The sequence below is a fragment of the Sulfurospirillum sp. UCH001 genome (assembly GCF_001548035.1).
Lineage (GTDB): Bacteria > Campylobacterota > Campylobacteria > Campylobacterales > Sulfurospirillaceae > Sulfurospirillum.
This window is the reverse complement of the sequence record NZ_AP014723.1, coordinates 62,180-75,226: the sequence shown is the minus strand read 5'-3', so window position 1 is coordinate 75,226 and position 13,047 is coordinate 62,180. Positions and strand designations below refer to the sequence as shown.

Below are 13,047 nucleotides of genomic sequence, written 5' to 3'. Positions count from 1 at the left end.
CCTCCGTTGTGGCAAGCCACCACGGAGAACCCCAATAACCTTGTTTTTAAATGGAAAGTTGTTTGTTAAGAGTTTCTATCCTTATATCTAAATCATCGATTTTTTGACGCTTCAAATCTCTTTTACAGCTCTGAATTGCTTTTCTAAGTTCTGTTGCCTTACTTTGATCCTGAATATTTTTAACACGCTCCCACAAATTTTTTAAATTTTTTTCATAAAAATCAGCACTTTTTATACTTTTGATACTTGCATCGCTCAAAGGTTGTTTAATCGTTTCATTTTTTAGAGGGATTAAATCTTTCACAATGGTTTTTAAATACTCAATATGGGTTTTATCCGATAAGTTAAAAAAGGGCGATTGTATTAAAGTATTGACTCCACTTGCCCCATCTTTGAAATAAAGCCTACCCTTTACAAATTTTTTAGGATTTACCCCTCGCTCTTCTAACTCTTCTTTATTGCCCACCATTTTGATAATATTGTCCCCATCCTCTGTTTTCATAACACCTCTGGTACTGATATTTGCCAAGACATTGGATGAAATACTTTCACGCGTTGCTTTTTGTCCTATGAAAACCATTCTAATTTTTGCGCGTCTACTCTTTTGCGCCAAATCTATTAAAATTCTCTCCACCTCGCTTTTCATTTTTGTATCGGCAATCGTTCCAAGAGTTCCAAACTCATCCATCACTAAAATAATGAATTTTCCACCATAAATGACATCCCCATTATCTAAGTCATCACGCTTCATAGTTTCATATCTTTGGTACATTACTGATTGAAGCGTTTTTAATGTTTCCAAAATGTCAATATCATTTTCAACATACGTCACTTTTTTTAATTTTTGATACCTTCCAAATTCGGCTTTTTTTGGGTCAATCAAATAGAACTGCTCAATCTCTTCATGATTAAAAAACAAAGAAACTAAAAAATTTTGAACAAAGACAGACTTTCCCGCACCCGTTTCAGCCACCACGATGGTATGTGTCATATTTTTAATGGATAAATAGAAATCTTTTAAATATTTATCTACCCCCATGTAAATCAATCCCTTTTTTAGTTTTGATACATCAAACTTTACCGATGAGGGAATTTTAGAAACCACCAATGCAACAGAAGCCTTTTTAAATCTTTGAACTTCTAAATTTTCCATTCCAAGAAATTGCTTGATGTCCTCTAATCCTTTGACATAATTGTCATAGTTGATTTTAGAAGCGTTTTTATAAATGATTTGATTATCGCTCTTTTTTGAAAAGATGTCATACACTTTTTTAGATTGTGCATTTTGTTCTCCAATTTGATTGTATAAGTTGAAGCGTACAGGCAATATTTCAAATTTAGCCCTCAATAGATACCTATAAATTAACCATATAAAAAACAACCCACCTACCAAAATACGCATGAAAAAATCAGCCTGATAGACTTCGCTTGCGTATGAATTTTTAAAAGAGTAGTGAAATAGATTTTTCACATACTCAATAAATGAAAAGACAAATTCATTTTTATCAATAGACTGATAAAGTTGTTCGTGCTTTTGAAAGAATGGGCTATTTTTTACCAACTCCCCATGCTCTTGCCGAATAAATTGAACATTTTGATGTGTATCTTTCACAATAAAACCTGACGGCACCTTTTCATTCGTAACGCTTGAAATATAGCTGTTGTTTTTAATATCAATGTGAATGACTTCTAAAAACCCCACAAAGATAAACACAATAAATGCGTAACCACCCATTTTTATAACTTTTTTGCAATGAAAAAAAATGATGTCTTTATTCATTGATTACTTCCCCAATAGTTGAAAGATATTCAAACCAAAGAAGTGATGAGCCACCCATAAAACCATCGCACTATCAACCACTAAAACAACAGATAACCATGTTTCATTATAAAACATCTGCTCCAATACATATTCCACTAAACCATCGTTTTGATTATTGTCTACCATGATACATCCTTTGAAAATTTATAAAAGAAAGAAGAAGCCCAAGAAGTGACACCCTTGAGCAAGAAGATTAAAAACGCTTATTTGGTTAAAATTTTTCCTCGTTGTTTATAGAAAATAGCTCTATCCATAGTTGAAATTGTGACTGGAACTTGAACTTTAACACCTTTTTTCAAAACCGACATATCTTGCGTAGAATCCAATTTAACTTCTAAAATTGAAATACCTTTTGCCTCGTCCTCATTAAAAAATTGAAGTTTATTAACCACCTCACCTTTATACTCGCCAGTTTTTATAAAACTGATTTCACCCATAATCATTAATTGCGTGTTCATCGTGACACTCCTTTGAAATAAAATGTGATAAGATTTTGCTTATCTATTACATTATAAGTAAAGAAAAATCAGACAAAATTTTATTTTTGTTTGCCCAAAAAGGAATATTCATGCCAAAACATACACCGCTTATGACTCGTCATACTTTTTTAAAATTAGAATCTCTCACACAAATTTATGCACAACGCAAGAAAAATGAATTGATTGACAATCAAATGAAAAAAGTTGTGAACTATGTTGAAGTAGATTTCATTACGTTTGATAAAACAACACAAGAATTAAAAGCATTTAGAGAACTTAAAAATGAAGCCGATTATCTTGATTCAAGAGGTTGTGCTGATTGTTCTCGTAATGATGTATTAATTTTTAGAAGGGTGGTTTATGAAGATAGATGTTGCGACTATCGTTCTATCAAAGAAGCTATAGAGAAAAGTTCTTTCAGCGTTTCTTTTGAAGATAAGAAAAAGTTGATAGAGTTTATGGGCAAGCATCAGTCTTATCATTTTACTGAAAATGCTAATGAGATTTTAGCGTTCATTCTAACACTTCTTAATGACAATGAAAAACAATCCAAGAAGTGGTACAACAATATTTTAAAGCATCTCACATATGAATGTATCCATTTAATGGAATTAACGGATAAGCAACGAAAGGAAAATTTAGCCCAAGGTATTGTCGATAGAAGAAAAAACAATGCTAAAAAGAAACGCTTTAATGACCCTCATATAACTATTTTTTGATAATTTCCTCTTTTTTATGCCAATTTGAGAAAAAATAGAGATTATTTATTTTTTCTCTTTCAAAACTTTATCCCATAAATTTCATTTAATTCTAACTGAAACCCCATAGTTTATACACCACCCATCCACTCATACCCCATAAATTAATTTGATATTTTTTTCATTCTATTTTTATCCCATACATTAAAAACCTCTCTATTTTTCATCCCATAAATTATTTATAAATTAAATCTTAAACCCCATACAAATACCCATAAAATAGCACTTTTAAAGAGTTTTATCTCCTGTTATGATGTCATCACAAATTCAAAAAAAGGAAAAAAGATGGACACAACAGCTACTCAAAATCAAACCCAAGGAGATAAAATGGAAACAAAGAAACCGATTCAAATGTATCAAGCAGAGAGTTATCATAAAACAGATTACATCAAAGATTTAGAGAAAAAAATCACGAGTATCAACACGATTGACGGCATATGCCAAAAGTTGATAAATACCATTTTGCAATCATTGTGTAAGTTAAACCCTGACAAAAAAATTGACGAGATTGACTATCTTGTCAAATCGATTGGCAAGATAAGCCATTTAAAAGAGTTAAAAGCGACATTGAAATTAATCAGTATCAAACTGAAAAATCTTGTCAAACCGACAAATGATGCCATCTTGTCTATCCCTCATGAGGAAACAACAGAGGCAAGGAGCATCAACAGAGATACAATGAGTAAGGTTTTATTTTCATACAAAGACGCATCCCCAAAGAAGTTTTTTAAAATCTTTTTTGCTTTGTCCTTACTAACCTATACCAAAGATGCACAAGTCATTAAAAGAATTAACGCCTTGTTGGATAGGGGCGATATCAGCCATTCTGTTTTGACTGACTATGTTTTGAGAAACTATCCGTATTTTTCATTCAACAGCCCACATCTTGGAAATCTTTATCCATACGCTGGGGGCAAACAAAAGTTTTATGAAACTATCAACACTCATTTTAAAGAGGTGGTTGACAGCCAAGAGATATCCACCATTATTGACCCGTTCATGGGTGGTCTTGGAACATTTTATTCACTATTTACCCATATTCCAAAAGATACATCGGTAATTTTGAATGACTTAAACCCATCAATTTACACTCTGAGCAAGAATGTTCAAAATAAAAATGGGCACAAAAAGATGATGGTATTTATCTCAAATATCATTCAAGACATGTTTAAACAATACCAAACATGTCAACCAACGTCAGAACAATACAAAGAGTACCACAGCACTCTTTTACAAAAACTGAATGGGATAGAGAAAAACAGAACAGCCAAAAACACCATCGAGGGAAGTTCAATACTTCTTTTTCTGTTAAATAATGGTTTTGGAGGAAACTACGAGATGAAAGATTCAGGCTCTTACATCTCCGCATCAACGGACACCAAGAAAGTGAAAAGGTTTTTCAACTTTGTGGGAAAGATAGGACTATACCACTATCTTTACAACACTGCAAAGGTAACGTTTCACAACAAAGACTATAAGACAATTTTGAAAAAGTATAGTGGACATAGTGACACCTATACGACAATGGATCCTCCATATTTTCAGACAAATATGATGAGTATTGAAGAGTTTGACAAGAAAATAGAACATTTAAATCAAACACTTGCCACTCAAACCATTGGAACACAAGAGTATAAAACCACTCACAAAGAGATTCTAAGTCTGACGTGTGGGTGTTCTTTTAACTATGGAAATTTTGGGGACGATTTCCCTCATGAACAACTTTTGAGGGATTTAAAATTGATTAAAGGGGAATTGACTTACTTTAACTACAGACACCCTTTGATTGAAAAATACTCTAAAAAATACGGATTGACTATCCAATATTTAGAGAGAAGAACAACCAATAGTAAAAATACCTCTGGAACCCCTATTCCAATGAAAGAGGAAGTTTTTATGACTAGGAGAAGGGTTAGAACTGCTCTATGCTCACAGAACTCAACCCAAATATCCAACAATATCAATTATATCAATCCAAATTCTATGGTACAAAAAGTATCATAGAATTTGGATTTCTCATCTCAATAAATCATTATGGTAGAGCAAATAAGTTAATCGTGTAGGATTTAAAACCCTTGCATCCAGTTTATAGTCTTTCCAAGCCTCTTTAACTTCATCACTTAATTCACTTGAAAAAATAATTGACCCTTCTTGATTAAAACTTATATATTTTAAATCAAATAAAGCATCTATTGACCTGCTCAACAAAAGCCCATTATTAGGATCATAAGCTTCATCATTGTTAGAATCTATAAAAGGCTTAATATGGCTAGCTATTAGTACTGGATAATCTAATTTTTCAATCATACAAACAGGCTTATTAAACAATTCAATGGATTCTTCTTGGAGCTGGTTCTTATATATCCTATGTAAATAAGGATCACGTTTTTTTGTCGTTTCCTTGTAGAAAACATCTTCACCAAAAATTCTTTTAGCATCTTCTTGAAAGTATAACTTATCATCAACAAATTTTAATTCATCTAACTTACTTAGCAAATTAATCAAATAACCAATTTGATTATACTTACGTGATATAAAATCAATTTCTTTTGCCTCATTTACATACTTTAAAATCTCATTTTTTTCTAAATACCCCTTTTGTATTGAAGAAATATCTACCAACATTAAAGCAATAATTTCTTCTTGACTCAAAGGACTATTTTCGATTAATGTTTTAATGAGAAAGTTAATTTGATGCAAGTCTGAATTTCTATTAACTGCTCGATTAAAACTAGAATTGGAATATACAATTTTAGAGAGCAAAGACTCACGCTTTTTATTGCTTGTAGTGTTTTTTGAATACTCCACAGAATCAGGGTGGTAAGAGACAAGAAAAGAATTAATAAAGCCAAGCTTAACTAATTGGTTAATTGCTTTTCGAATTGAAATTTTATTTATTTGCAAATGAGGTTCTAAGGTATCTTGCAACCTTTTATATTTTTCTTCACTATATTCTTCAATCTTATATTGATCAATGAATTGAATACACACCCTTAGCGTTGTTAAAAATTTTTCACCATTATAGTCTGTAAAAGCATTTGTTAGTTGCCAATATTCTTCGTATATTTGTATAGTTTGAGGCATATAAAACAACTCTCCCTTCAAGAAAAATATTTTACTATTTCAACTTTTTGATATTTCTCACTTGTATTACTATCCTCTGATCCTCTTATCGGAATCATGGTTTTTATTTTTTACAATAAATAAAAACTCAGAATGTGTTTGCTTTTTATCTTTTCCTGTAATTTTATAAACATGATCAATTTCTATAAACTGAACATCATCTGAGTACTTTTTTAATAACATTATTAAATCTTCTTTTGATGGATAAGAAGCATTATTATAGCTCAAAATCCAATATTTAAAATTCTTTAATTTACTAAACAATAAATCAAACAACATAAAAACTTCTGATTTTTCAATAAAGTTATTTATAAATGGTTGTATTTTTTTAGATTCAATATACTCATCAATAAGTCCATAGAAACTAAAATAATTATTCATTGTACCAGCATATGGAGGATCTAAATAAACAATATCTGCTTTAACTTCATCCACCAAATAGAAAATATCTTCATTATATGCTTTATTTATTTGGCAGTTACTAAAAACTGCCTTATTATACTCATTCAAGTTGTCTAAAAAATGATATTTTATTGATTCGTTATGATATGCTCTTTTACGTTTATACTTTTGATAACTATAATCTTCATCACGTAATTGTTTTATCTGCTCCCACGGAATGGTAAATCTAGAATATGGCATTTTTCTAATCATGGCTCTTCTCATCAATGAGTATGCAAGTGCTTTTTTATATTCCGAATCAAGTTTATTAATATTTTCTCTGTAATTATCAAGCTCTTTACACTCTTGCTCAAAAAAATATTTATTTGCATAATTGCGAGTCATAAATCCTTTTTTAGGCTTACCATTAAAAATTATTTCAACATCATGTGCTTGTAATGTAACTTCTTCATTTTCTATTAATGCTTTTGCTAAATAGTAATTGATTTTCAATACATCATTAGAAATAACTTTATAACCTCGTTTTTTTGCTTCAAAACTAACCGAGCACCCCCCAGAAAAAGCATCCAAAACAGAATTAGCATCTTCTGGAAAATAATCACATATTAAGCTTGCTAATTTTTCTTTATTTCCAATATAATTAACTTTTGGGTATTTATAGTGTCTTGACATTAACTCTATAGACTTTGCAAGTGCCTTAGCCATATTTGGAGGCACAGAGTTTCCAACTTGTTGTTGTTGAGAAATACTTTTACCTTTAAAAATAAAACTATTTGGAAATGATTGGATACTCGCCAACTCCCTGACAGATAATGCTCTATTTTGAGAATAATGAAAAACTTTTCTCATATCTCCAGTGATACATATAGCAGGTTCTTCACTCTTGTAGCGTATATATTTACGCACATCTCCAGCTTTTGGTCTTAAATCTTCAGGTATCTGTGTTCGATTGCCACCATCTTTTATAAAACTCATTTTTGTGAGCATCTGAAATGAATGAGACATTGCTTCATGATTTGGTATATTTGATTTTTCCCCAGATGCTAATGGGGGCAGACTATCAATAGCATCTTTGATTGTCAAAAATTTTTCAGAGTTTTTTTTCGGAAAAACTATCTTAGATCCACCCAAACTTCCTATAAAAATTATTCTTCTTCGAATTTGAGCGACACTATAATCTGCAGAATTTAAAACTTTACAATTAACAAAATATCCCATTTTTTCAAATGTATCAATAATTTCATTTTTTGTTTGACCATTGTTATGGGTAAATAATCTTGCGACATTTTCCATTATAAAAAATCTTGGTTTAACTATTTCTACGATTCTTGCAAACTCCCTAAATAAACTATTCCGAGGATCATCAATAAACTTTCGCCCAATATTTCCAGCTATACTAAAACCTTGGCAAGGAGGTCCTCCAATAATTACGTCTACATGATTATTGCCAATGATAGATTTAATTTCAATCTCTGAAAGCTGGCTAATGTCTTTGATTATTAATCTATGATTCGGGAAATTCGCTTTATATGTTTCGCAAAACTCTGGCTCTATATCTATTGAAAATATGTTTTTGAATCCAGCATCTGTAAACCCTAGTGAAAATCCTCCTGCACCACAAAATAAATCTATGTACGTCAGTTGTTGTGTATTCATTTTTTCCATTTTACCAAACTTTATGATTGTCTTTTATTTTACAAAATAAGAGCTATTTCTTTTATTAATCTAACTTTTCATAAAAGTGTTTGAAATCCCTAATAATAAAGAAAATTGGAATCGCAAAACATGGACTAAATACAAACCTAATACATATAAAAATCTTGGCAAAAAACCTGTTTTTTAGTACAATGCTTTTACAACTTTTTTACAACTTTTAAGTTTATTTTAATCGTTTTTAGAAGAGTTAAAATCCCTAAATTTAGGACTTTTGAGGTTTTAAAATGTATGAAATCACCCCCATCAAGAATCCCTCTCTCCCGGCCACTTCTTTATAAATTATCCCCTAACTTATCATTTAAAGCAGCTAGAATCTAGCCACTTTAAACGTTTATAACCTCTACTTTGATCGACTTGAATGCTGCAGTTAAAACAAATTCATCACATCTATCACCAAAAAGATTGTTTATTTTCGATTTAGCATGGTGAAAAGTACAGAAAAGTGTTTTAGGTTGAACTTTGTCAGTCAATTTTACTGTTAGCGGTTCACTTTGCCCAAATGCTGTTTTTAAGATAACTTTTTCACTGGTAAAGTCGGCTGCGTCATCTTCATGCACGAGTAAAACCGTTTCATCATAACGCTTATTGAGTCTTTCGCTACGACTGGTTTGAGAGGCATTGTTATACTGTGCAAGGGTTCTTCCCGTAGTAAGATGATAACCTGTGAGTCTTTTTTCACGTATCTCTTCCACCATACCGCGGAGCTCATACTGGTGGTAATGAAATTCACCATAGCCATCTTCAGTTCTAAAATCGAGTTGATGCAAAATAGGTGTATCTTCAGTATGTACAGGCCATTGTAGTCCACGAACGCGGTGGCGCTCTAGTCTGTTGTAGCTTGCTCCTGAAAAACGTCTGTAGGCTACTTCTCGTACTTCATCCCAAATCTGTTTGGAATCTTCATAAGTATAATTTCCGCCTAATTTGTTATCGAGTAGTTTGATGACTTCCCAATCGTCGGGTAAATCAGACTTCACAAGCGGTTGAGAGAGGTGAAGACGACGCATAGCATTCACATAAACACCTGTTTTTTCATAAGCAGACTTTACGCCAATGACAATGTCAGCACGATTGGCAATTTCAGTCATAAACAGCTCTTGCACCATAATGAACTCAACATTATCAAGCGCACGGTTGACTTTATTGCTGTTAGGGTGAACATGCGTGAGATCTTCGCCCATATTGATCACCGCTTTAATACGACCATCAATCATTTCATCCACGAGCTGTGGTGTCATCAAACCGATCTCTTTTGGTGTTTGATAATCAGGGTCGTAATAAGGAAGCATGCCCATATCGCAAGCACCCTGAACGTTATTTTGCCCACGAAGTGGCATAAGACCAGCACCTGTTTTTCCTACATTCCCTGTCATAAGCGCTAAATGCGTAATCGCCATTACCGCGTAGGAGCCATCGATATGTTCAGTAACTCCTAGTCCCCAGAAAATCATCGACTTTTTAAGGGCATATTCACGTGCTACTTTTGGGATGAGTTTGCTTAGGTATTCATAGCCTTCTATGTGCTCAAAATACTTCGGATTGGCATACGGATCATTTAAAATCTTCTCTTTAAATGCCTCAAATCCTTTGGTACGATCTGCCAAAAAATGCTCATTGTAAAGCTCTTCAGTGATGATGACATACGCCATCATATTCAGCACTAACAGATTTGATTCATGCGGGATAATACCTTTGTACTTGGCAAAGCGGTGCAAGGTGATTTCGCGCACATCAAACACAGCTAGATTATCGTGCTTACCTGCCACATCGACAATACGATTGGAGATAATCGGATGCGCTTCAGTCGTATTCGAGCCAAAAACAATCATAAACTCGGCATTATAAATATCATTGTACGGGTTGGTTGCCGCACCTTCACCGATGGTCGTTCGCATACCTTTAAGGCTTGGAGAGTGGCAAATACGTGCACAGTTATCGACATGTGGAGAATTAAGGGTATGGCGGGTGAATTTTTGAAGCAAATAGGAACTTTCACATGAGGTTCTTGCTCCTCCGATGGAGCAGACGCTGGTTCGTCCATACGTTGACTGAATCTCTTGAAGTTTCATCGCGGCAGCTGTGGTAGCGCCATCTAGGGTTGTTTCAACCCATGTTTCATCAAGATCGACCAGTGTTGAAGCAATCTGTGCTTGAATAGCTGGATTTTTCGCTAAAAAGCTTTTACGAATACGTGGAATTCTAAGACGATCTGGCGCATCAACAAATTCATAACCGTATTTGCCTTTCACACATAAGTTTCCCTCAGATACTACGCCTTCAGGGTGCGCAAAAATGCTGTGAATTTTATTGTCTTTAACATTCGCAGCAATATCGCAACCAACGCCACAGTAGGTACACACACTGTCAATGACTTCAAAATGTTCCATCGTTTATTCACCTTTCGTATAGAAAAAGTCCCCATGTACAGACTCATTTTTCATCTTTTTAATCGCACTTGCTTTGAGTGCTTCATAACGTACTGCATCGATTTTTTGTTCATGCATGGTTACTTCTTTATCTTTGCCAGAAACTTCTGTATTGAGCACTTCACACTCTTTTTTAGTCAATCTTTTTTTAAGAAGCAGTGCCAACTCTTCATCTGTTTTTGTAAGGGGTCGCTTGTCACCCATGACCATCAAGATAATTTTTCGTGCTTCTAATTCTTGTAATTTCATGTAAACCTCGTTTAGTAATTACGCGTATTATAGCCTAACGAAACTTTTGCTATACTCCATTTAATAGAGTTCTTCATAGAACTCTACTCACGTTTTCAAAGCAAAGCTCCGAAAACTACGTTAACACTGGGTTTTGTTCGGCACAAAGCCCGCGCACCTTTGGTGCTTAACTTATTCATTAAAAGGTAAAATCATGATTATCTATATTCACGGATTTGGCTCGAGTGGCGAGGCAAGCAAAGCAAAAATGCTTCGTGCGTATTGTCAAGAAAATAAGATTCGTTTTATTGCACCTTCACTCCCTACTATTCCTGATCTTGCGATTAAAACACTCAGTGAGCTCATCGAATCGTATCAAGACAATGAACCTGTTTATCTTATGGGCTCATCCCTTGGTGGATATTATTCACTCTACCTGAGCGATAAATACAACCTCAAAGCTGTCCTTATCAACCCAGCCATCAATGCTCCTGAAACACTTAAGAGAGCCATTGGGCATGGTGTGAGTTATTATGACAACTCAACCTATGAATGGAATGAATCCCATCTTGATATGTTAGAAAGCTATGAAATTGAAGAGCCAAACCTTGATAACCTGCTTGTACTACTTCAAAAAGGGGATGAAGTCTTAGACTATGAAGAAGCACAAGATGTTTTAGAAGGTGCCAAGATGGTCGTAGAAGAGGGTGGCAACCACAGCTTTGAAGGGCTGGATCGCCATTTAGAGAGTATCAAACGCTTTTTTGGCGTCGCTTTAAAATTGTAATGTTATTGAGCAGTTTGACCGCATAAAGCGTTAAAACTGTTCCAATAATAATAAAAAAATCAACTTTTTCATTTAAGAAGATAGCACTTAGTCCTATGGCTGAAAATGGGACTAAAAAGACAAATGAACTTACCTCTGCTGCACCTAATTTTTCAATCCCTAAGAAATAGATCGTATTGGAAAAGGTGGAAGCAGCGAGGGAGATCAAAATCGTGTTAATCCAAAAGATACTATCAAACGATGCAAAAGGGATGGCACTCACATCTACAAACAATGCCCAATCCAGCACAACGGTAACAATATACATATAAAACGTAAAAACTATGGGTGAAATTTTCGTTGATTTTGAGCTGATAATCGTCAAAATAGCCCATAAAATAGCCGCTAGAAAAAAGTAAAGATTTTGAATAACCAAGATGTGCGCTAAATCAAACGTCCAGATGTGCAACATCGTCAAAACGCCCACAGCGCCTAAACCAAGGGCAAACAGGTCTTTAGAACTCACCTTCTTTACTCCCATCAATGCAAGTAAAATGAAGGTTAAGATCGGAATCATCGTTGTTACCATCGCTCCGCCTAAAGAGGCTGTACCAAATTTTGTGCCGAGGTAGTAGTATTTGTTGTAAAAAATCAATGCAAGCGCTACTAAGATCACTAAGCCAAAGCTTTTCAGGTCAATTTTAAATGAATGCTTCAACCATATGATAATCGGCACCATCGTAATAGCAGTAATGCCAAAACGCAAAAAGATCATCTCAAAAGCACTGACATAATGCCCTAAAACTTTCACATTGACCCATGAACCACCCCATGCAACCATCGCTAAAAAGAGTAAAAAGAAAAAAAGATTTTTATTGGTCATGATTAATATCGTGTGAATTTAACGGCTTGAGCTTTGCCTTCGATGCCACTGAGGCGGTTCCATGAAGCACCCAGTTTGGTGTAACGCACAAAGATCAGTGCATCCGCTCCTTTTTTCACCGCTTCTTCTTTGAGTTTAGCTTCTACTTGAGCTTGTGTTGGCTCTTCACCCCATGGATTGAGCTTTGTCAGACTTGCACTTACTTCACCAAGGCTAGTATAAGGACGATCGGTAATATCTAAATCATACATCAAAACTGTACTAGGAAGCGCTATTTTGACTTCTTTTACCGCAGCAGGAGATGGCGTTTCGGGTGCTTTCTGGCTCCAAAAATTATAATTAAAACTCATGCTACAGCCTGAAAAAAGCCCTATACTTAGAATTGCCACTATCCATTGTTTCATCCACTACTCCTTAAAAATCATACGTTAGTCTAGCAAAACA

12 protein-coding genes are annotated in these 13,047 nt (G+C 34.1%); 3 read left to right on the top strand and 9 right to left on the bottom strand.

Annotated elements, in window-relative coordinates:
* Window positions 1-46: 46 nt before the first annotated feature.
* From UCH001_RS00370 to UCH001_RS00365, 3 genes are all read right to left on the bottom strand, one after another.
* Window positions 47-1,780, bottom strand: coding sequence for an FtsK/SpoIIIE domain-containing protein (locus UCH001_RS00370; protein ID WP_067172745.1), 1,734 nt, complete (start codon window positions 1,778-1,780; stop codon window positions 47-49).
* Between the two features lie 3 nt (window positions 1,781-1,783).
* Window positions 1,784-1,948 carry a hypothetical protein gene (locus tag UCH001_RS13185; RefSeq protein ID WP_158508923.1) on the bottom strand — a complete coding sequence of 55 codons (165 nt, stop codon included), beginning with the start codon at window positions 1,946-1,948 and terminating at the stop codon, window positions 1,784-1,786.
* Between the two features lie 77 nt (window positions 1,949-2,025).
* Window positions 2,026-2,280 (bottom strand): hypothetical protein, encoded by a 255-nt coding sequence (locus tag UCH001_RS00365; RefSeq protein ID WP_067172742.1) that lies wholly within the window; start codon window positions 2,278-2,280, stop codon window positions 2,026-2,028.
* A 110-nt stretch (window positions 2,281-2,390) separates the two neighbouring features.
* On the opposite strand from UCH001_RS00365, the gene UCH001_RS00360 reads away from it, so the two are divergent.
* Window positions 2,391-3,020 (top strand): hypothetical protein, encoded by a 630-nt coding sequence (locus tag UCH001_RS00360; RefSeq protein ID WP_067172740.1) that lies wholly within the window; start codon window positions 2,391-2,393, stop codon window positions 3,018-3,020.
* Between the two features lie 366 nt (window positions 3,021-3,386).
* Window positions 3,387-5,063: a DNA adenine methylase gene (locus tag UCH001_RS00355; protein WP_145973090.1), complete on the top strand. Its 1,677-nt coding sequence runs from the start codon at window positions 3,387-3,389 to the stop codon at window positions 5,061-5,063.
* A 12-nt stretch (window positions 5,064-5,075) separates the two neighbouring features.
* On the opposite strand, the gene UCH001_RS00350 is transcribed toward UCH001_RS00355, so the two are convergent.
* The 4 genes from UCH001_RS00350 to UCH001_RS00330 form a co-directional block, all read right to left on the bottom strand.
* On the bottom strand, window positions 5,076-6,143 hold the full coding sequence (locus UCH001_RS00350; RefSeq protein WP_067172734.1) for an HNH endonuclease: 1,068 nt from the start codon (window positions 6,141-6,143) through the stop codon (window positions 5,076-5,078).
* A 69-nt stretch (window positions 6,144-6,212) separates the two neighbouring features.
* Window positions 6,213-8,249, bottom strand: coding sequence for a DNA (cytosine-5-)-methyltransferase (gene dcm, locus UCH001_RS13075; RefSeq protein ID WP_197651430.1), 2,037 nt, complete (start codon window positions 8,247-8,249; stop codon window positions 6,213-6,215).
* Between the two features lie 374 nt (window positions 8,250-8,623).
* Entirely contained in the window at window positions 8,624-10,687 is a 2,064-nt protein-coding gene (locus UCH001_RS00335; RefSeq protein WP_067172732.1) for a molybdopterin oxidoreductase family protein, read from the bottom strand.
* Window positions 10,688-10,690: 3 nt separating this feature from the next.
* Window positions 10,691-10,975, bottom strand: coding sequence for a hypothetical protein (locus UCH001_RS00330; RefSeq protein ID WP_067172728.1), 285 nt, complete (start codon window positions 10,973-10,975; stop codon window positions 10,691-10,693).
* Between the two features lie 193 nt (window positions 10,976-11,168).
* Between UCH001_RS00330 and UCH001_RS00325 the strand changes: the two genes are divergently transcribed.
* Entirely contained in the window at window positions 11,169-11,741 is a 573-nt protein-coding gene (locus UCH001_RS00325) for a YqiA/YcfP family alpha/beta fold hydrolase (RefSeq protein ID WP_067172726.1), read from the top strand.
* Here the strand turns inward: UCH001_RS00325 and UCH001_RS00320 are convergent.
* Together UCH001_RS00320 and UCH001_RS00315 are read right to left on the bottom strand one after the other, a co-directional pair.
* Window positions 11,707-12,603, bottom strand: coding sequence for a DMT family transporter (locus UCH001_RS00320; protein WP_067172723.1), 897 nt, complete (start codon window positions 12,601-12,603; stop codon window positions 11,707-11,709). The genes UCH001_RS00325 and UCH001_RS00320 overlap by 35 nt on opposite strands.
* A gap of 2 nt (window positions 12,604-12,605) precedes the next feature.
* Window positions 12,606-13,007, bottom strand: coding sequence for a hypothetical protein (locus UCH001_RS00315; protein ID WP_067172720.1), 402 nt, complete (start codon window positions 13,005-13,007; stop codon window positions 12,606-12,608).
* Window positions 13,008-13,047: the final 40 nt, after the last annotated feature.